The sequence below is a fragment of the Alkalihalobacillus trypoxylicola genome, assembly GCF_001590785.1.
In the GTDB taxonomy this organism is placed as follows: Bacteria; Bacillota; Bacilli; order Bacillales; family Bacillaceae_D; genus Alkalihalobacillus; species Alkalihalobacillus trypoxylicola.
In genome coordinates this window covers 105,498-125,031 of sequence record NZ_LTAO01000040.1, presented here as the reverse complement: position 1 = coordinate 125,031, position 19,534 = coordinate 105,498, and the positions used below count along the sequence as shown (strand labels likewise).

19 protein-coding genes and 1 pseudogene are annotated in these 19,534 nt (G+C 34.5%); 15 read left to right on the top strand and 5 right to left on the bottom strand.

What is annotated here, in order from left to right; genetic code table 11:
* Nucleotides 1-82: 82 nt before the first annotated feature.
* A complete protein-coding gene (locus tag AZF04_RS20385) occupies nucleotides 83-538 on the bottom strand; it encodes a GerAB/ArcD/ProY family transporter (protein WP_268753440.1) in 456 nt (151 codons plus the stop codon).
* A gap of 69 nt (nucleotides 539-607) precedes the next feature.
* Here AZF04_RS20385 and AZF04_RS20380 point away from each other — a divergent pair.
* The 5 genes and pseudogenes from AZF04_RS20380 to AZF04_RS22140 all read left to right on the top strand — a co-directional run.
* Nucleotides 608-950 (top strand): annotated as a pseudogene (locus AZF04_RS20380) (helix-turn-helix domain-containing protein); the annotation flags it as partial.
* Nucleotides 951-1,112: 162 nt separating this feature from the next.
* The gene (locus AZF04_RS20375) at nucleotides 1,113-1,703 is read left to right on the top strand and encodes a TetR/AcrR family transcriptional regulator (protein ID WP_061950385.1); all 591 of its coding nucleotides are present in this window, start codon (nucleotides 1,113-1,115) and stop codon (nucleotides 1,701-1,703) included.
* Between the two features lie 151 nt (nucleotides 1,704-1,854).
* Nucleotides 1,855-3,195: an MFS transporter gene (locus tag AZF04_RS20370; RefSeq protein ID WP_235600042.1), complete on the top strand. Its 1,341-nt coding sequence runs from the start codon at nucleotides 1,855-1,857 to the stop codon at nucleotides 3,193-3,195.
* A 117-nt stretch (nucleotides 3,196-3,312) separates the two neighbouring features.
* Nucleotides 3,313-3,861: an NADPH-dependent FMN reductase gene (locus tag AZF04_RS20365; protein WP_061950383.1), complete on the top strand. Its 549-nt coding sequence runs from the start codon at nucleotides 3,313-3,315 to the stop codon at nucleotides 3,859-3,861.
* Between the two features lie 109 nt (nucleotides 3,862-3,970).
* Nucleotides 3,971-4,099 (top strand): tautomerase family protein, encoded by a 129-nt coding sequence (locus tag AZF04_RS22140; RefSeq protein WP_082795372.1) that lies wholly within the window; start codon nucleotides 3,971-3,973, stop codon nucleotides 4,097-4,099.
* 302 nt (nucleotides 4,100-4,401) lie between these two features.
* Here AZF04_RS22140 and AZF04_RS20360 read toward each other — a convergent pair whose 3' ends face one another.
* Entirely contained in the window at nucleotides 4,402-4,665 is a 264-nt protein-coding gene (locus tag AZF04_RS20360; RefSeq protein WP_061950382.1) for a spore germination protein, read from the bottom strand.
* A gap of 309 nt (nucleotides 4,666-4,974) precedes the next feature.
* A complete protein-coding gene (gene pdxR / locus AZF04_RS20355; RefSeq protein ID WP_061950381.1) occupies nucleotides 4,975-6,381 on the bottom strand; it encodes a MocR-like pyridoxine biosynthesis transcription factor PdxR in 1,407 nt (468 codons plus the stop codon).
* A gap of 115 nt (nucleotides 6,382-6,496) precedes the next feature.
* Between pdxR and pdxS the strand changes: the two genes are divergently transcribed.
* From pdxS to AZF04_RS20320, 7 genes are all read left to right on the top strand, one after another.
* A complete protein-coding gene (pdxS, locus tag AZF04_RS20350) occupies nucleotides 6,497-7,381 on the top strand; it encodes a pyridoxal 5'-phosphate synthase lyase subunit PdxS (protein ID WP_061950380.1) in 885 nt (294 codons plus the stop codon).
* Nucleotides 7,381-7,971, top strand: coding sequence for a pyridoxal 5'-phosphate synthase glutaminase subunit PdxT (gene pdxT / locus AZF04_RS20345; protein WP_061950379.1), 591 nt, complete (start codon nucleotides 7,381-7,383; stop codon nucleotides 7,969-7,971). Before pdxS ends, pdxT begins: the two co-directional genes overlap by 1 nt.
* A 268-nt stretch (nucleotides 7,972-8,239) precedes the next feature.
* Nucleotides 8,240-9,286 carry a glycoside hydrolase family 11 protein gene (locus AZF04_RS20340; RefSeq protein WP_153017317.1) on the top strand — a complete coding sequence of 349 codons (1,047 nt, stop codon included), beginning with the start codon at nucleotides 8,240-8,242 and terminating at the stop codon, nucleotides 9,284-9,286.
* 234 nt (nucleotides 9,287-9,520) lie between these two features.
* Nucleotides 9,521-10,441, top strand: coding sequence for an ABC transporter ATP-binding protein (locus tag AZF04_RS20335; protein ID WP_061950377.1), 921 nt, complete (start codon nucleotides 9,521-9,523; stop codon nucleotides 10,439-10,441).
* Nucleotides 10,434-11,414: an ABC transporter permease gene (locus tag AZF04_RS20330; RefSeq protein ID WP_061950376.1), complete on the top strand. Its 981-nt coding sequence runs from the start codon at nucleotides 10,434-10,436 to the stop codon at nucleotides 11,412-11,414. The genes AZF04_RS20335 and AZF04_RS20330 overlap by 8 nt, the downstream gene beginning before the upstream one ends.
* Nucleotides 11,415-11,432: 18 nt before the next feature.
* Entirely contained in the window at nucleotides 11,433-11,855 is a 423-nt protein-coding gene (locus AZF04_RS20325) for a DUF4064 domain-containing protein (protein ID WP_061950375.1), read from the top strand.
* Between the two features lie 97 nt (nucleotides 11,856-11,952).
* Nucleotides 11,953-12,453: a hypothetical protein gene (locus AZF04_RS20320; RefSeq protein WP_061950374.1), complete on the top strand. Its 501-nt coding sequence runs from the start codon at nucleotides 11,953-11,955 to the stop codon at nucleotides 12,451-12,453.
* 257 nt (nucleotides 12,454-12,710) lie between these two features.
* Here AZF04_RS20320 and AZF04_RS20315 read toward each other — a convergent pair whose 3' ends face one another.
* Both AZF04_RS20315 and AZF04_RS20310 read right to left on the bottom strand, forming a co-directional pair.
* Nucleotides 12,711-13,910 carry an MFS transporter gene (locus AZF04_RS20315; protein ID WP_061950373.1) on the bottom strand — a complete coding sequence of 400 codons (1,200 nt, stop codon included), beginning with the start codon at nucleotides 13,908-13,910 and terminating at the stop codon, nucleotides 12,711-12,713.
* A gap of 223 nt (nucleotides 13,911-14,133) precedes the next feature.
* Nucleotides 14,134-14,883, bottom strand: coding sequence for a phosphotransferase family protein (locus tag AZF04_RS20310; protein ID WP_061950372.1), 750 nt, complete (start codon nucleotides 14,881-14,883; stop codon nucleotides 14,134-14,136).
* A 471-nt stretch (nucleotides 14,884-15,354) separates the two neighbouring features.
* Between AZF04_RS20310 and AZF04_RS20305 the strand changes: the two genes are divergently transcribed.
* The 3 genes from AZF04_RS20305 (at nucleotide 15,355) to AZF04_RS20295 (ending at nucleotide 19,237) form a co-directional block, all read left to right on the top strand.
* Nucleotides 15,355-16,782, top strand: a complete 1,428-nt coding sequence (locus AZF04_RS20305) for an aldehyde dehydrogenase family protein (protein WP_061950371.1) — start codon at nucleotides 15,355-15,357, stop codon at nucleotides 16,780-16,782.
* A 115-nt stretch (nucleotides 16,783-16,897) separates the two neighbouring features.
* Entirely contained in the window at nucleotides 16,898-17,854 is a 957-nt protein-coding gene (uvsE, locus tag AZF04_RS20300; protein WP_061950370.1) for a UV DNA damage repair endonuclease UvsE, read from the top strand.
* A 258-nt stretch (nucleotides 17,855-18,112) separates the two neighbouring features.
* Nucleotides 18,113-19,237, top strand: a complete 1,125-nt coding sequence (locus AZF04_RS20295) for a serine hydrolase (RefSeq protein WP_235600045.1) — start codon at nucleotides 18,113-18,115, stop codon at nucleotides 19,235-19,237.
* The last annotated feature ends 297 nt before the right edge of the window (nucleotides 19,238-19,534 follow it).

The window sequence follows — 19,534 nt, the reverse complement described above, 5'->3', positions numbered from 1 at the left end:
GAGATGACCCAGGCAGCTTAAATTCATTTTCAAAAATCAATAAAATGAAAATTGGATTCTTGCGTGATTCATGAGATAGGCTTTATGAAATTGATTCAATTATAAAAAGAATAAAAATATTTTCAAAATAAGGAAATGAGAACAGAATAAAGGAGCCTGCAGCAATGGGCTTCCAACCGAACTCATAAATAGGTTTAATATTAAACCAGTCTACTTTGGGTAGGAGTGGAAAGTATCCTGTACAAAATAAGAGAATCACAATAAAAAACAACACTTCAGCTACTCTTCCAATGGTATTAAGTCCTGAACGAAGAACAAAATAGACAGGAAGAAGCATCATCACCAAAACCGCTTCTATTGGCGTAATCGTTAGAAAAGAGTTAGCTAAAAAATCACCTAAATCACGTAATGTAGTTAAAAAAATGATAAATGGATAACAAATAACGAAAACAAATAAACTAATTTTTGCAGCATATGTACCAAATATAGTATGAAGGTAATGGACAAATGTTTGGCCGTGCATTTGTTTAACGATGATTGTATATATATAGGGGTAGCGTCAAGAAAATGCGGATTTACAACGCTAAGCACATTTTCGAGACGAAGAGCTAACCTCAAATCACTTAAAGATACATGGCTCGATTTGTCAGAAGGAAATCCCTACAGTTAATTTTTAATTACTGTCATGGCTGGCGTTAATCAATTTGAAAGAGATCTTATTCGTATGCGTCAAAGAGAAGATATTGAACTTGCTAACAAGAAGGAAAATTTAAAGGGCGTTTAAAAAATATCACAAAAACCATGCAGGGATGAACTATGCAATAAAGTTGTATAATGAGGGGAATATGACTATAAATCAAATATGTGAAATCACAAATGTATCTAGAGCTTCGCTATATAGAAAATTATCAGAAGATAAGAATCACCATAATAACCACAATACATTGTGAATCTTATCACTTAAATGGAGCAGTTTAATGGAAAGGCCTTATTAAGAAAACTGTTAGGTTACTTTAGATTAAAGAGATGTTTATGCTTGACAATTTATATAAAACGAGATATCTTCTTATATGACAGTCATTACTGACAGTCTTAAGAAATGAGGAGTGCAAATGAGTAGCAGTAAAAATTTAAGCACCAGTGATAAATTGTTATTAGCAGCGATCGATCTAATCGCGGAAAAAGGCTACAAAGGTGTAACTACCCAGGAAATCGCAATCGCCGCAGGATTGAGCGAAAAAACTCTATTTCGTCACTTCGGTAGCAAACAAAACCTTCTCGAATCAGCATTTGACCGTTTTCATTATACTGAGGAGATGACGAAACTTTTTAACGAAAAGCTTGTATGGGATTTGCAAACTGACTTGTTGCTTATCAGTCGAACATATCATGAAATTATGAATAAAAACCGAAAAATGATTTTGATTAGTATTAAGGAGGAAGACAATTTACCTGGATTTCGAGAAAGGAAAAAAAAGCCTCCATTACAACTATTCGAAATTTTAACAGATTATTTCACTGTAATGTTCGCGAAAGGAAAATTGATTAAAACAAACCCAGATGTGCAGGCTTTTTCGTTCATGGCGATGAATTATGGGGCATTTCTAAACAACTTAGATAGCGTTTCTGACTTTCCATCCGTGTCACTGGAGGAATTTATAATGGAGAGTGTGCAGACATTTACTAGGGCTTTAACCCCCTAGTATTTTTCATCAAATTAAGACAGTCAGTACTGACTGTCTATTACAAACTAATATGATGGTTTGAGGAAAGTCTTAATGAGTAACCATTAGAAACGAGGAAATTAAAATGCAAACATACCATAGAACTTATAAGAATTCCGGAGAGCTACTAATGCGTGTTCTTGCCTTTACACTTATTATCTCAGTCATGAATGCAACGATGTTCAATGTTGCACTGCCGGTTATCAGCAAACAGTTTCAACTTTCGCCATCGAAAGTTAGCTGGGTCATAACTGGCTATATGATTGTATATGCGATTGGCACAGTCACTTTCGGAAAACTAACAGATAAATACAGTTTGAAAGATTTGCTAACTTTTGGTCTCTTGTTTTTATCTTTAGGTTCGGTTATAGGCTTAGTGGCTACCGAATATTGGATGATTATAGTCGCACGTATTATACAGGCGTCCGGTGCAGCAGTCATTCCTGCATTAGCAGTGATTATACCAGTTCGTTACTTTTCACCTGAGAAGCGTGGTCGTGCGTTAGGTACATCTGCAATCGGGTTAGCACTGGGGACGGCACTTGGTCCTATCGTTGCTGGATTCGTGACCACCGCGTTGAGCTGGCAGGTTTTATTTATCATTCCACTTCTGTCGCTATTTACGTTGCCTTTTTATCGTAGATATTTGGATGATGAGAAAGGAGACGTTGGCAAAATTGATTTCATCGGTGGTGCGCTTTTAGCAGGAACAGTAGCTACTCTGTTGTTGGCGTTAACACAAGGGGATGCCTGGTTTTTAGTGACTGGGGTTGTTTTATTGATTTTATTCGTATTTCGAATTTGTTACGCTAAGAATCCTTTTGTAAAACCGGATATTTTTCAAAACAAACAGTATTCACTTGGTCTTGTGATTACATTCGTAATAACCGCGTTAGGCTTCGGTATTCCATACATTGCGCCGCAGTTACTTTCGGTCGTAAACCATATGTCACCGGCTTTAACGGGAATCATTATGTTGCCGTCAGCTCTCATGACCGCGCTATTGGGACGCAAAGGTGGAAAGATAGCCGATGAGAAAGGGAATTCGGTTCTGTTGTATACAGCCTCAACACTTCTTTTTATTAGTTTCATATTTTTATCTTCAGTCGTTGGCTTGTCTTCTGTCTTTATTGCGATCTTTCTTATTTTTGGTGTCCTGGGTCAATCATTTATGCAGATTGCCATGTCAAACATCATTTCACGAACTTTACCTAAGGAGCAAACAGGGATTGGGATGGGCTTCTTCTCAATGCTTAATTTCATTTCTGCAGCTGCATCGACAGCTACACTTGGCAAGGTACTTGACTTCGGTAAACCAAACGTTCAATTAAATCCGATACCGCAAAATAGCGCAGCTATCATATACAGCAACATTTTTCTAGTGCTTGCCATTTTGGTAGTTGTGATGACAGTTATTTATTATGTGCAATTCGGACATATCGCAAAAAAAAAATCTTTGGAAAGGGAATAGGAGAACTTTGTAAAGGAGGTGGTGTCAAAGTTCATCTTATATAAGAAAACGACAATAAACAACTTCGATTCATCTTAGCAAATACAACATTTATCTAAAATTAGGAGGCAAAAAAATATGAAAGTTGTAGCAATCGTAGGAAGTATTCGTAAGGAATCATATAATTTAAAACTTGCTCACTTTATACAAAAACGCTATCAGGGAAAGTTTACTCTTGAAATTTTAAATATCCGAGAACTACCGTTCTTTGATGAAGATATTGAAAATAATCCCCCTTCTGCTGTTACAGAATTTAAAAGAAAAGTGGCAGGAGCTGATGCAGTGCTATGGGTAACCCCTGAATACAATGGGACAATTCCAGGAGTGCTAGGGAACGCTATAGATTGGTTGTCTCGTGTAGAGGTAATGTTTGGTAAACCATCATGGATTGTTGGTGCTACTCCCGGCTTTTTAGGAACGGTAAAAGCTCAATTACATTTACGTGAAATTCTATTTTCACTATCATCACCACTCTTACCAGGAAATGAAGTATATGTTGGTGCTGTCCATCAAAAATTTAATGATGACGGGGAGCTAATAGACGAAGTAACAGTAAAATTTTTTGATTCAGTAGTTAATAATTTTCTAGTCTGGTTTAACCAGCAACAAAGAGTAAACAGCAAATAAAAACAAAAAATGGAAAAGTAATCAAGGAGTATGATTAATAATGCCTGTGGTCAATAATAATATTGTACCTGAGCTTCTCCAAGTAGATAATGAAGAAGCATAAATAGAAATGGTAAAAGGGGTAACAAAAGCTATTTCAGAAAGTACCAAAGTACCTGTCGATGCCGTACACATAATGATTAAAGAAATAAGTGTTAACCGTTACAGTGTTGGTGGAAAGCTACTTAAAGATAAGTAAAGCAATTCAAAACCAAAACTATTTATTTTAGTAAGCATTAAAAGATAATAATGGCGGCGGTAGTTGTAGAAAAATTTAACTCACTATTTTTCGTTTTCCATTAACAGGCGAAAGGGCGCTTTTCTTAATAAGAAGGCGTCTTTTTTTATAGATAACAAATCTAAGGGATTCGATAGTACATGGTGTAGAAAAGATTGTGAAGGATTCTACTTAAACAAAGGGAGGCTTTAGCTGAAGAAGCCAAATTAAAAATCGGTTCCAAAACGTTGTAAAGGAATCGATTTTTTTATGTTGTAATTAGCTTAACGTTGTAAATCCGCATTTTCCTGACGGCTACCCCTATATGAAAAATTTAAAGCTGATTCAATTCTTTGACTTAATAGTGGCTCTATAATACTTTCTTGTATATTTTGAGCGTCAACCATTGTTTTAAAATAAAATAAGCAAGCTTTTTGATTATTTTTTAATGAGAAGGAACGAGAAATAAGATCTGAATTTTTGCCCATCCAATCAGAAAACATAAGGGTATTTTCATTTAAATGTGGTGTAAAAGGGGTATTTTTCACGAAATTTCCCTCCCTTTATTTACTACCGTATATCATGTCCATTTTTTTTAAAATCATGTTTAAATGATTGATTAGGAACTCTATAAAATCGAGAACATGGAAAGTATGTTTCAGATGAGGTATATTTTCTATCTTTGTAAAAAAGGGAGAGACCATGTAAGAATTTTCGTAAAGTAACATTCATACATTTGTTATTCCACTATATTGATTCAAACATTGAATTTCTTTAATGAAAGAGGAGAGAGCATCATATAAAACCAAATTAACCGACCACTTTATTAAGGATTAAAGTAATCGGCTGAACTCTTGCTATTCTAGAAACCCCCAAGCAGCTAGAAGGGAATGAAAAGCAACCTCTAATTCTGCTTCTTGTATGGATGCAAATCCAATCACAAATTTTGGCGGTGCTGTTGAAGCATTTTTCATTGAATAGGAGGAGAGTGGATAAATTTTTAAGTTTTTCTCCTTGGCTTTGTCAATTAACTCCTTCTCTGTTAATCCATTATGAACAACCAATACAATGTGCAAGCCCGATTGTTCTCCGACTATCGTTAAATCATCCTCATATGGCTTTAAAATTGATTTTACTCTTTCTAATTTACGTCTATAAATCTTTTTCATTCGATTTAGGTGTTTTTCAAAATCACCATTTTTCATAAATTTAGCTAATACGACTTGATCGATACGAGAAACCGTTTGATGAAAGTAATTGAATTGCTCTTGATATAAATGAAGCAATGTATTAGGCAATACCATATAGCTTATTCGAGCTGAAGGCATGAGAGATTTTGAAAAAGAACCTAAATAAATGACTTTTTCACTTCGATCCATACTATGTAAGGATGGAATCGTTTTTCCACTATAACGAAACTCACTATCATAATCATCCTCAATAATGTAACGATGAGATTTTTCCTCTGCCCATTCTAAAATCCTTTTTCTGCGGTTAATAGACAGAACCGTCCCGTAAGGAAAATGATGAGAGGGGGTTAAATAAAGAACATCTAACTTAGATTGAAGTAAATGTTTGATACTAATCCCTTTATCATCCATTTCTAAAGCAGTTGCTTTATTTGGGTAGTGCTTTAATATTTTTAAAATAACATGATAACCTGGATCTTCTACACCATACATTTGACTAGGTCCTAATAATAATACGAGCTGCTGTAACAAAACCTCCACACCTGCACCGATAATGATTTGCTCGGGCTTACAAATAACTCCTCTTGAATGATAGATATATTGGGAGATTTCATATCTTAATTCATATTCTCCTTGATAATCTCCTAATAACAATAAATGATGCTGTGATTTTGTTAGCGCATTTTTCATATACTTCCGCCATTTATCAAAAGGAAAGAAAGTAGAATCTATTTGACTTGGATGAAAATGATAGTCGATTACTTCTTTCATTTCTAGCTTGTCGGTATTACGCTGCTGTATGGTCGGGGAGACAAATTGTAAATCTTCATAGGTTTGTACAAAAAAACCTTTTCTAGCTATGACTTCTATATATCCTTCAGCTAATAACTGTTCATAGGCGGTTTCAACCGTATTTTGACTAACTTTTAAAAATTCCGAGAGCTTTCTTTTAGAAGGAAGTTTCGTTCCAAACTCTATTCGACCTTCAATAATTTCTTTTTTTATATAAGAATATAATTGCTCATACAAAGGTACAGAGCTTTGTTTGTTTAATTCGCAAAAAAGTCCATCCATTTCATACACCTCTATCTGACCTCATTGTTTAATTAAAAACTGACACTTTTAATCCTACCATACTATTTTATAATTAGTACATATTCAAAATAATCATACAAAAGGAGTTATGAACATGTCATTAGTTGGAAGTGATACCGTAAAAAGAGGGATGGCGGAGATGCAAAAAGGTGGCGTAATTATGGACGTCATAAATGCGGAGCAAGCAAAGATTGCCGAAGCCGCCGGTGCAGTTGCTGTTATGGCATTAGAAAGAGTTCCTTCAGATATTCGTGCAGCTGGAGGAGTAGCGAGAATGGCTGACCCTACTATTGTTGATGAAGTGATGAAAGCCGTCTCCATCCCTGTAATGGCGAAGGCTAGAATTGGGCATATTGTGGAAGCGAAAGTATTAGAAGCAATGGGGGTAGACTATATTGATGAAAGTGAAGTGTTAACTCCTGCTGATGAGGTATATCATTTAAATAAACGCGATTATACCGTACCGTTCGTTTGTGGAGCAAGAGATTTAGGCGAAGCATCTAGGAGAATAGGTGAAGGTGCATCAATGATTCGGACAAAAGGTGAGCCAGGAACTGGTAATATTGTAGAAGCTGTCCGTCATATGAGGAAGATGCAAGCTCAAATCAAACAGGTTGTAAATATGTCCGTAGATGAACTAATGACAGAAGCTAAAAATATCGGTGCACCTTATGAGTTGCTTTTAGAAATAAAAGAACACGGAAAGCTCCCGGTCGTTAATTTTGCCGCGGGAGGAATTGCGACTCCAGCTGATGCAGCCTTAATGATGCAATTAGGTGCCGATGGAGTATTTGTTGGTTCTGGGATTTTCAAGTCAGAAAATCCAGAAAAATTCGCGAAAGCAATTGTAGAAGCAACAACTCATTACACGAACTATTCGTTAATAGCAGAATTATCTAAAAATTTAGGAACTGCAATGAAAGGCATTGAAATTTCTAGTCTCGAGCCAGCCGAACGAATGCAGGATCGTGGTTGGTAATGGTAACCATTGGAGTTTTAGCATTACAAGGTGCTGTTAGAGAGCACATTAAGCTATTAGAAAAAATAGGAGTTAGAGCTATTTCCGTTAAAGACCCTATACAATTAGACGAAATAGACGGACTTATTTTACCAGGTGGCGAATCGACGACAATGAGAAGATTGATTGATCGCTATCATTTTTTTGAGCCGATTCAAAGATTTGGTCTACAGGGTAAACCTATTTTTGGAACTTGTGCGGGTTTAATATTAATGAGTACATCTATTTCTGGTGATGAAACGAAGCATTTTGGATTCATTAATATGAATGTTGAAAGAAATGCCTTTGGTCGCCAGAAAGAGAGCTTTGAGGCTAAACTTTCTATTAAAAATGTCGGTGAGGAAGTAGATGCTGTTTTTATAAGAGCTCCACTTGTTAAAAGTATTGGTGAAGGTGCAGAAATAGTAGCTACTTTTGAGAATGAAATCGTTGCTGTTCGCGAAAACCATTATCTTGCATGCTCGTTTCATCCTGAGCTAACAGAAGATATTAGACTCCATAAATATTTTATTAATATTGTAATAACAAATAAAGAAAAAACGATTATTTAATACAATAAACCACTTTGTTGAATCAGAGTGGTTTATTTTGTGTTTTTTAAATTATTCAAGAATATCAAATTCGACACTTTTTTTAAAAAACATCTAAGCTTTTTACAGTATGATCTATACTTGTTAAAGTGATATTAGGAAAAGAGTTTGATAACATTTAAATGTAAGCGTTTACAAATATTAACTAAAGGAGGTATTCTAGAATTTTCGTTATGATCCAAACCGTAAAAAATGATAGGAGGTATGCCGTTTGAAACAAGTAAAAATCATGTTTTTAATGACGATGTTTTTAGGAATTGGTTTGCTATTTTTCTCTGAAAATGCAGAGGCAGCTATTACTTCTAATGAGATTGGCACACATGACGGATATGACTATGAATTTTGGAAGGACAGCGGTGGTTCTGGAAGTATGACATTAAATAGTGGAGGCACATTTAGTGCTCAATGGAGTAATGTGAACAACATTTTATTCCGTAAAGGAAAAAAGTTTGATGAGACACAAACTCATCAACAAATTGGAAATATGTCCATTAACTATGGTGCCACTTACAATCCTAATGGAAATTCCTATTTAACTGTATATGGTTGGACAGTAGATCCCTTAGTAGAATTTTATATTGTTGATAGCTGGGGAACGTGGCGTCCACCAGGTGGAACACCGAAAGGAACGATTAATGTGGATGGTGGAACTTATCAAATATATGAAACCACACGTTATAACCAACCATCTATAAAAGGAACGGCAACTTTTCAGCAATACTGGAGCGTAAGAACCTCAAAACGTACAAGTGGAACGATTTCTGTGAGCGAGCACTTTAGAGCTTGGGAAAGTTTAGGTATGAATATGGGGAATATGTACGAGGTTGCTTTAACGGTCGAGGGCTACCAAAGTAGCGGGAGCGCAAATGTTTATAGTAATACCTTAACTATAGGAGGACAATCTGGTGGTGAGCAAGCAACTAGAGTAGAAGCAGAAAGTATGACAAAGGGTGGGCCTTACACCTCTAATATTACTTCTCCTTTTAACGGAGTTGCTTTATATGCAAATGGTGATAATGTGAGCTTTAATCATTCATTCACTAAAGCAAACAGTAGTTTTTCATTACGGGGAGCCTCCAATAACTCAAACATGGCTAGAGTTGATTTAAGGATAGGTGGACAAAATAGGGGAACTTTTTACTTTGGAGACCACTATCCGGCCGTTTATACCATTAATAACGTCAACCATGGAACAGGGAATCAATTAGTCGAGCTCATTGTAACAGCTGATGACGGAACATGGGATGCTTATTTAGACTATCTAGAAATAAGGTAGATTATAAGTAAACCCTAAAGACTGTTACAGAATAAATCTCATATTTAAAAAGGTGAAATGGAAAAAATCCCATTTCACCTTTTCTATTTTTCTGGGTTCTACTGTTGAAGCAGTAGAATCAACTGTTTGTCTTCGTTTTTAATTTAAAAATAAATAATTTATAAAATTTTGAAACTCAATTACTCTTTTTTCGTAAAATATAAAAGTACGAGATAAAGGGAGGTTTATAAATAAGTGACCAACGCAGCTATGCAACTTAAGAACGTAAAAAAAAGAATTGGAAAAAAAGAGATTATTAAAGGTTTAAGCTTTGATATTAAGAAAGGAGAAGTATTTGGTTTTCTAGGACCAAATGGAGCAGGGAAAACGACAACGATCCGAATGATGGTAGGATTAATGAGTATAACCGAAGGGGAAATACTCATACAAGGAAAAAGTATAAAAACAAATTTTAAAGAAGCGATTCAAGAGGTTGGGGGGATTGTAGAAAACCCTGAACTTTACCCCTTTATGAGTGGTTGGCAAAACTTGAAGCATTTTGCAAGAATGATTCCTAATATTAAAGAGGAACGAATTAAGGAAGTTATAAGTCTTGTAGGTTTAGAGAAAGCCATTCATGAAAAAGCAGGTAGGTACTCATTAGGGATGCGGCAGCGATTAGGGATCGCACAAGCATTATTACATAATCCTTCTATTCTAATCTTAGACGAGCCTACTAACGGATTAGATCCAGCTGGAATTCGCGAAATTCGCCAGTACATTCGTAATCTTGCTGAGAAAGAACAGGTGTCTGTCATCGTTTCAAGCCATCTTTTATCAGAAATTGAATTAATGTGCGATCGAATTGGCGTCATAAAGAATGGAAGTTTAATAGCGATACAAGACATTAAGGAGGAAAGCCAAAACAACGAACAGATAACCGTTGTAAAGCTAGTAGCTACTCCACTTGAACAGGCTGTAAATATTCTCAAGAATGATTATCCTAATATAACCCAAAAAGAGAATCATCTATTACTTGAGGTAGTAAGAGAAGAGATTCCGGCTATTTTAAAATTGCTGCTCAATCAAGATATTGCAGTTTATGAGGTTGAAACGATGCGCACAACATTAGAAGACAAATTCTTTGATTTGATTGGAGAGAATGTGATTGAGTAATTTTTTTCAGTTAATAAAAAATGAACAAATTAAATTATATCGGTTAAAGTCAACATGGGCTATGTATATACTATTATTTGTTATTATAGTAGGGATGGGTCTAGTTCTTAAAGTATTTAACGAGGAATTAGTTTCCAACACTTATTCTGATAACTGGCAAGAAGAATTACGAACAGAAAATGAGATGCTTCTAGAAGAAATAGAAGAATTTGAAAGTGAAGAAGATTCCTTCTTTATTAACTTAATAGATTACAATTATGATCAAATTGAGATTAATAGTTACTATTTAGATCAGGATATTGCACCTCCATCCTATGACGGCTGGGCCTTTTTATTAGAGAACGCGGGACTCTCTTCGCTAATTAGTTTATTTACGATTATCGTCGGAGCAGGAATAATCGCAAATGAATTTAAATGGGGCACGATCAAACTATTACTTATTCGCCCAGTATCAAGAACGAAAATACTTCTTTCAAAATATCTATCTGTCTTAATATTTGCCTTGTCTTTGCTACTTTTCTTAATGATCAGCTCACTCATCATAGGCGGTTTATTATTTGGTTTAGAAGGAATCAATCCTATTTATATGCTTCAGACGACAGAAGGTTTAATAGAAAGCACTTTTTTACTTGAAGTATTGAAACAATTTGGATTTAATAGTATAAATTTAATTATGATGGCTACATTTGCCTTTATGATATCGACGATCTTTAGAAGCAGTAGTATGGCAATTGGGATCGCCATTTTCCTTATGTTTTCGGGCAATATTATCGTCAATTCTTTATCTTCCTATGAATGGTCTAAATATATTCTATTCGCTAATACAAATCTAAATCAATACTTTAATAGCTATGGACCTATTATAGAGGGAATGACATTAACATTTTCTGTCATTGTTTTAATTGTATATTATGTGGCATTTCTAGCACTTTCATGGTTTGCCTTCACCAAAAGAGATATAGCAGGAAATTAAAAACAAAGGAGAATCACAATGATTAAAAGAACAGGGGAAGTTATTTTAGGAATTATAGGGATTTTAGGATATGGGTTAGCAAGCTTAATAGCACTTCTAGTCATATTTGTACAAACCGATGAACAGGCATTTAGAGATTTACTTGCTTCAGAACCATCAATAGAAGTGACAGGATCAATTGATCAAATGATTGCAGATTTAAATAGTGTTTCAGGCGGTCTATGGTTAGCGATTATCATTTTAGCGGTCATTTGTGGAATTATTGCGATGATTGTGCTTAAAGGAAATAAAAAACCAAAGCTTGCTGGTATATTATTTCTAAGCTCTGCCGTTATTTCAACAATTGTGACAGGAGGAGCTGCCCTGTTCGGTGCTGTATTCTTCCTAATAGCAGGAATTATGAGTTTAGTTAGGAAACCACAGCAACCAATCGAGCAATAGATAAATCCATCGAAACAAAACGTTTGAACAAAAAGTTATGGGGATTTTCCCGTAACTTTTTTTGTGTTAAAATCCATTAAAAGGAAGGTGGTGCAACATGAAACGTTTTTTACAAGTAGCTTCGCTAGTATTCTTACTAGTTGGTTGTTCAGATTACGGTTCGGTAGTTACCGATACGGAAATTCAGGAAAATGATACATCTGTTACAAGTAATACAGAGGGTGAATTAAAAGAAGAAAATAAGAAATTAATGAAAGAACTTGAAGAAAAGCCGAATGTTACAAGCGACCAACTCAGAGAAACGATGAACCTATCATTGCAAATTATACAAGCTATGTTAGAAACAGACTATGACTACCTAGAATCAGTCACAGCATCAAATGTTACAATTAATCAAGACGACAATAGCTTCACCTTTGAAGAGCATGATCAAGCGTTTTTACAGAATATTGAATTTAATACGACTGATTATAGCTACCACCATGCAGAAGAGGATGGTTCGATAGTGGTTGGCTTTTTAATAAATAGTAGCGCTTTAGAGTTTATTTATGAGCAAAACGGCGACACATACGTTTTATCCTCATACGCCACCAACTAATAAGCTGGCATCAATAACGAGGGTTGATTTTTGGAGGGTAAACCTGATTGAACCGGTAGATTTTTTATGAAAGACGAAACCTAGCGAACACAAGGAACGGAGACTCCAGTGGGATTAAGTGGCCATGCCGAAATCCAATTTTTAAAAAAAGTTAGTTCGGCAGCTCCCCACCGTACGCGAAGTGCCTTGTCGAGCGTACAGCCGGGCACCTAACATACGTGGAGTTCTTCATTCATGAGTATTGTCTTCTTTTTTTCTCATTTATGATAATGGATTTGAGAATGAAGCAATCGCTTGCGATACATAAAAATCATCACGGTAAGGATAAACATAACAATAGCCAAACTAAAAATGGTCCATAATGTTAGGTGAACCGAATATCGATCAAGCATTTCACCAAATAATCGTGGAAGTAGGGCACCACCTAAACCACCCATTGCAATCATTAAGCTTGTTGTACGATCCTCAAGTCCGGGAATTCCTTCATTGACAACAAGTAACCCTAGTGAGAAAATTCCTCCCATTAGTAAACCAGCAACGAAAATTACAAGAAAACTGATGATATAGTGGGGAGACAGTGCAAATAAACCTAATGTGACGGTTTGACCTAAAGTTGTGATGAAGAACAGCCTTGGAAATCCAACTCTATCGATAATAAAAATCATGATGATTCGACCAATGGTCATAGCCCCCCAAAAAACGGTGATACTTAAAGCTAAAACCGAATCAGATAAATTTGACATCATTCCTAAAATAGACGGTAAGTAATTCGGAAAGGTCATTTCTACCCCTACATACAAGAAAAAAAAGAAAGAGCCAAGAAACACCATCGGATACGTCATTTTAGGGAAGCGAGCTGCTCCGTCTTTTTTTGGTTCATTCATTGACTTTCTCTCCCTAATCAGAAGAAATTCGTATTCAGGGAAGCGGATAAATGCCCATAATAGTAAAGTTGAACTAACAATAACACTAATTAAAATAAAAACATGATTCCAGCTACCTGTAGCAATAAAAATCGCCGCAAAAATGGGTACAGTTAAGGCACCTACACCAAAAAGTGCCTCTGTTAAGACCATGATAGAAGCCTTTTTCTCTTTTAATTTACCAATGATTAGCCCGGCTAAAGTTGTTTCTATAAGTCCAATACCTGCTCCACCAAGTGGAATAATAAATAGGAGCCATTCCCAATGAAGTAGTAAACCTAGACTAAGTTGTGAGAAAGCAAATAAAAACAAAGATAGCAGCAGTGTATTTCTTCTTCCTAATGCTTTGATTATTTTAGGAGCAAATAAAACCCCAACTAAAAAACCAAAAAATTGATTCATAATTAATTGTCCACCATCACGGTAATCCAATTGATAGTGTTGAAGCATAGGTTCTAAAACCGAACCAATAATAATATGACCGAAACCAGTTAATAAATAGGCTAGGCCAAGCATCCAAATAAATTTTCTCATTTTTTTCTCTCCATAAATTTATATATATATTTTAGTATTTCTAAATCGATCCTATTTGCATAATGGATAGAGAAGTTTTTTACATACTTAAGCTAGTTTAATGATAAATCACACTAAATAGCAAGAACATTTTAGGAAATAATAAAACTCATGATCATATTTTCAAGAGTAAAAAAACCGTTAATTCAGAAAAAAGTCCAAAATAACGGTTTCTTTATTAAAGTTAGCAGTAGTAATTAACGATTTTCATAAGCCGTATTGAATTCTCAGATGTAACATTTTCAGATAATCTTGCACCCGCGACGATTGGAGCCCATTGGAAAATATCTGACCTCGTAAGTCCACTCTTTTCACAATAAAGATTTACATACATTTCTGCTAATTCTAAAGAAATTTGAGAGTATAAAAGGTAGGTACGATATATATCAGCACAAATATCGCCTGAACTAGAATCAACCCAATCTATTATGACTACTTTGCTTTCTGTCTTGATCAAATTAAATAAATGAAAATCACCATGGCAGAGTCTGTTTTCATATGAAAATGACTCTAATTTCTTTATTAAATAACTTTTTTTCCTTTTATCTAATAGATGCACATTCACACTCTCAATTTGATGGATTAATTTATCCTTCATTGATTCGATTCCTTTTGGAATAATTTTATGAATCTCCATTTGTGTATTAATTGAAATATTCAGGTAATTTTCTGTTTGATTTTTATCTTTAAACATTAAATCTCCTAATGTGTCACCCTTTATATACTCCATTATGATTGCTTGTTCTCCGTTTAACTTAGTTACATCTAACACCTTAGGTACAGGAAGTCCACATGAATAAGCATATTTTTGTTTATTTGCTTCCTTTAAAGATTCGGTATCCGGAAAATAACCGTTAAAAACTTTTACTATTTTGTTTTCAGAAAGATAAATTTTTGAAGTATTTCCGCTTGCTATTGGTTTACCTAAAATCATTCGGTTATCTCCCTTGTTTTTATGATTGTATTTGAGTGAATTTCATAATGGCTCTATAAGTGAAACGGAACGATTATTATACAATGCATTGAATGTTTGCAAATTGAAACGGTAGGTAGTGACTCCCAAAGGATGAGCGCAGTCTGAAGATCCACTCTGACGACGCTTTGCATAGTCAGAGTTAGCTGAAGACAAGCCCTTGGGAAAGCATCTACCTAAAGTGAAAATCAAGCACCTAATCGTTCGGTTTTCATTATAAGATATGAATGATGAAATTGATTGATTTACTAAAGTAAATATCATTATTATAGCATGAATATTTACTATTAAATTAAGTTCTAGCTTTCTATAAAAAGCAATTCTACTATCTATCTAATTAAAATTGATAAATGTTTTAGATAAAACGAAGTTTAATTTTTGTGATGAGAAGGTAATTAAGCTATATACAATTTATAAAGGAGTAGGATATCAATGATTCTAAATACCAAGCAGTATATTAATGGTGAATGGACAAATTCAACCTCAGAAAAAACAATAGAAGTGATTAATCCTGCAAATGAAGAAGTATTAGGAAAAATTGCAGACGGCACAAAAGAAGATGTGAATCGAGCTGTTGAAGCTGCAAAAAATGCTTTTCAATCATTCTCTCAAACTCCTAAACAAGCAAGAGTTGAATTACTAGAAAATATAGTTAAAGAATATGAAAAAAGAAAAGATGACTTGATAAAGGTGATTACCGATGAGTTAGGCTCACCTATAACCTTTACTGAATCTGTTCAATATGAAATGGGGTTACAGCATTTTAAACAGGCAGTAAAAGAACTAAAGTCCTTTAAGTTTGTGGAGGATAGAGGAGGACATGTTATTCAAAAAGATGCAATCGGTGTATCTGGATTAATTACTCCTTGGAACTTTCCAACAAATCAAGCCGCTACAAAATTAGCTAGTGCCATCGCAGCTGGAAGCACGGTCGTCTTGAAGCCCGCTTCTAAGACACCCTTTGCGGCCATCATATTAGCTGAGATTTTTGATGCTGCTGGTGTTCCAAAAGGTGTGTTCAATTTAGTCAACGGAAGTGGATCGACAGTAGGTGACGCGATTAGCTCCCATCCTGACATTGACTTTGTATCCTTTACTGGTTCAGGCGGAGTGGGAAGCAATATTATGAAAAAGAGTGCTGAGGATATTAAAAAAGTTTCCTTAGAATTAGGTGGTAAATCACCAATGATTATTTTAGAAGATGCGGATCTAAAAGAAGCCGCTAAATCGGCGATTGAAGGAGTCATTAATAATACAGGACAAGTATGTACCGCAGCTACACGTACATTAATTCCTGCAAAATTGAAATCTGCATTTATTGATGAAGTAAAAGAGCAAGTATCTCATTATAAAGTGGGTGACCCGTATGATGAACAAACAAATGTGGGACCACAAATTTCAGATGATCAATGGAATACGGTTCAATCTTATATCGAAAAAGGTATGCAAGAGGGTGCTACACTAGTTGCTGGTGGTTTAGGCAAACCAGAAGGGTTAGATAAAGGGTTTTATTCTAAAATAACGGTATTTAGTGACGTACAAAATGACATGACCATTGCACAGGAAGAAATATTCGGTCCAGTCATGTCCATCATTACTTATGATAGTATTGATGATGCGATTAATATTGCCAATGACACTAAATACGGGTTGGCTGGATATGTGTTTGGTAATGATTCAGGTACATTAAAGAAAATTGCATCCAAGCTACGAGCAGGAAGGATTACGATAAATGATGCTGAAGGTGATTTCTCTGCTCCATTTGGCGGATTTAAGCAATCCGGTATCGGAAGAGAATGGGGAGATTTCGGTATCGAAGAATTTTTAGAAGTGAAATCAATATTAGGAATTCCTCAATAAAATCTATTAGACCGTATATCTAAATTAGATATACGGTTATTATTAATAATAAGACATATAATACGGTTTAAAAAAACGATTTAATTCAATAATAAAAGAAAAATGAGGTTTATAAATGGAAATACATTTTGGTTATGTTGCACACGCATTAGATTTGTGGGAAGCAAGTCCTGCAAAAACCGTAACGTTTAAGCGCTATACTCAATTACCAAGTCATGAAAGACTAGAAAAATTACATGACATTACGGAACAAAATCTAAACCATACATTGAGAATTTTACATTATAATATTGCACATGAAATCAATTTATATCGGTTATCCAGCTCTATAGTACCACTTGCTACACATCCTGAAGTAATGTGGGATTATATTAGTCCGTTTAAAGAAAAGTGGTTAGAAATAGGCAACCTTATAAAAAAACATCAATTATTAGTGAGCTTTCACCCTAATCAATTTACTTTATTCACCAGTCCAAGAGAACAAGTAACCTCAAATGCTATTATCGATATGGAATATCATTATCAAATGTTAGAGGCTATGGAAGTTTTAGATAATAGCTTTATTAACATACATATTGGAGGAGCTTATGGCGATAAAACAGCTTCATTAGAACGATTTCATAAAAATTTGCAGAAGCTTCCTTCTCCTATTAAAAAGCAAATGACTTTAGAGAATGACGATAAAACATATAATGTTGCTGAAACGCTGTCTGTTTGTCAACGAGAAAACATTCCAATGATATTAGATTATCATCATCATATGGCAAATAAGATGGAAGGAAATTTAGTGGATTACTTAGAGGACATTTTTCTCACTTGGAAAGACTCAAAGAGACGACCAAAAGTTCACCTTTCTTCGCCTAAAACGGAAAGAGAATATCGTTCTCATGCATCGAATGTTTCCCTTGATTTTATCTGGCCATTTCTTGAAATGGCCAAAACACTAAACCAAGATTTTGATATTATGATAGAAGCAAAGCAAAAAAATTTAGCTATGCATCAATTGATAGAAGAGCTTTCTAAAATACGTGGTATTAAACAAACCTCAGGTGGTTCTATCCATTGGAAATAATTAATGACATTAAATACGATTACTTCGAAAGTGGTCGTATTTTTTATGTTTTTATTTCTATGTATGTCTAGCGTAGCCAACCATTGGCAAAGTAATAGCTGATAAACGTTTGTGTCTGAAAATGCCGATTTATAAATGTAAGAAAATGACAATATTAGTTCTTAGAAAAGCTATGGATATATTCTAAATTGAAACTTTATTAACTCATTAATCGTAGGAATATTATTAATAAAAATGAGGAGGAGAATTAATTTGGAAATGATCATTTGGATTATAGGGATTGCTGTAATTTCTCTTATCCTTATTTTAGGAACCGGAATATACATGTTTAAGAAGAAAATAAAAAAAGATAATCCAGAATATATTTTGCAGTTTGTGAAAGAGCATTTAGAAAGCGATAAAGTTGCGCTTTCAATCAATTATAATGATCAAGAATGGGTAAATATTAATTCTAAAAATTTACTACCTTTAGCAAGTACGGTCAAAATTATTGTAGCAATTGAATATGCACGACAAGCATCAAAAGGACAAATTAATTCGTTACAAAAAGTTAGTTTAGATGAGTTAAACACCTTTTACATTCCTAAAACAGACGGTGGTGCACATGAAGCGTGGATTGCTAGCTTAGATGATGGGAAAGGGATGGAGACAGTTTTTTTAAGTGATGTAGCTAAGGGAATGATTACCTACAGTTCAAATGCTAACACTGAGTACTTAATGCAATTGCTAGGACTTGAAAATATTAATACTGTGTTAGTAGACTTAAATATTTCTAATCACGAACCATTATATCCGTTAGTTAGTGCGATGTTTATACCTACACAGTTATTAAATGAAAAAAATGTAACCAGACAGGAATTACTTAAATTATTGGAAAATATGGATATTTCAGAGTACCGTAAAAGGGCCATTAACATCCATAAAAAATGGATAAGTCAACCACCGACGGATCAAGATAAAAAACAAATACTAAAAAATCTAGACTTGAATATTCAAAGAATATGGTCCGACCGATTACCTCGATCTACTACTGCTACCTATGTGGATATTATGGATAATTTAAACAGTAAAACATACTTTGATGATGATATATACAAATACCTAGAACCTGTTATGGAACAACTGATGTCACATCCAACTAATCGTGAATGGTTAATGCACGCAGGGGAGAAGGGTGGTTCTACGGCATTTATTCTGACTACAGCAATGTACGCTACAGATAAAGAAGGTAACCAAACTGAAATGGCTTTTTTTACAAATGATTTAACTTCATTAGAACAAACAAAATTATCTCGAAATTTAAATGGTTTTAAACTGAAATTTTTAAAAGATACCGAATTTAGAAATCGAATGACAAATGAATTAGCTATTATAAAAAAGTAAAATTCTCAACACTAGGGAATTTTACTTTTAATTTTAAAATGTACGTAGCCTTAAAATAAGCTACTATCAAGCAAAATAACATGATGGATTTGATAACATATAGCTACACAGAAGTAAAAGAAATTTACGACGGATTATTGCCCGACAGGGTGACAGAGCTTGGTGAAAGCAATATGTTGCCCCGCAGCATGAGAATATGTACTGAAGATCTTTATTGACAATGATTATAAGTAAATGTATAGTTTTTGTTAGATTACGAAAAGGAGGGTTATTAAAAATGATGCTATCAGGAAGATT

What these genes read in the sequence shown, in the direction of transcription:
- AZF04_RS20375 (WP_061950385.1), top strand. Translation starts at nt 1,113, where the DNA reads ATGAGTAGCAGTAAAAATTTAAGCACCAGTGATAAATTGTTATTAGCA.
- AZF04_RS20370 (WP_235600042.1), top strand. Translation starts at nt 1,855, where the DNA reads ATGCGTGTTCTTGCCTTTACACTTATTATCTCAGTCATGAATGCAACG.
- AZF04_RS20365 (WP_061950383.1), top strand. Translation starts at nt 3,313, where the DNA reads ATGAAAGTTGTAGCAATCGTAGGAAGTATTCGTAAGGAATCATATAAT.
- AZF04_RS22140 (WP_082795372.1), top strand. Translation starts at nt 3,971, where the DNA reads ATGGTAAAAGGGGTAACAAAAGCTATTTCAGAAAGTACCAAAGTACCT.
- pdxR (WP_061950381.1), bottom strand. Translation starts at nt 6,381, where the DNA reads ATGGATGGACTTTTTTGCGAATTAAACAAACAAAGCTCTGTACCTTTG.
- pdxS (WP_061950380.1), top strand. Translation starts at nt 6,497, where the DNA reads ATGTCATTAGTTGGAAGTGATACCGTAAAAAGAGGGATGGCGGAGATG.
- pdxT (WP_061950379.1), top strand. Translation starts at nt 7,381, where the DNA reads ATGGTAACCATTGGAGTTTTAGCATTACAAGGTGCTGTTAGAGAGCAC.
- AZF04_RS20340 (WP_153017317.1), top strand. Translation starts at nt 8,240, where the DNA reads ATGTTTTTAATGACGATGTTTTTAGGAATTGGTTTGCTATTTTTCTCT.
- AZF04_RS20325 (WP_061950375.1), top strand. Translation starts at nt 11,433, where the DNA reads ATGATTAAAAGAACAGGGGAAGTTATTTTAGGAATTATAGGGATTTTA.
- AZF04_RS20320 (WP_061950374.1), top strand. Translation starts at nt 11,953, where the DNA reads ATGAAACGTTTTTTACAAGTAGCTTCGCTAGTATTCTTACTAGTTGGT.
- AZF04_RS20315 (WP_061950373.1), bottom strand. Translation starts at nt 13,910, where the DNA reads ATGAGAAAATTTATTTGGATGCTTGGCCTAGCCTATTTATTAACTGGT.
- AZF04_RS20310 (WP_061950372.1), bottom strand. Translation starts at nt 14,883, where the DNA reads ATGATTTTAGGTAAACCAATAGCAAGCGGAAATACTTCAAAAATTTAT.
- AZF04_RS20305 (WP_061950371.1), top strand. Translation starts at nt 15,355, where the DNA reads ATGATTCTAAATACCAAGCAGTATATTAATGGTGAATGGACAAATTCA.
- uvsE (WP_061950370.1), top strand. Translation starts at nt 16,898, where the DNA reads ATGGAAATACATTTTGGTTATGTTGCACACGCATTAGATTTGTGGGAA.
- AZF04_RS20295 (WP_235600045.1), top strand. Translation starts at nt 18,113, where the DNA reads ATGATCATTTGGATTATAGGGATTGCTGTAATTTCTCTTATCCTTATT.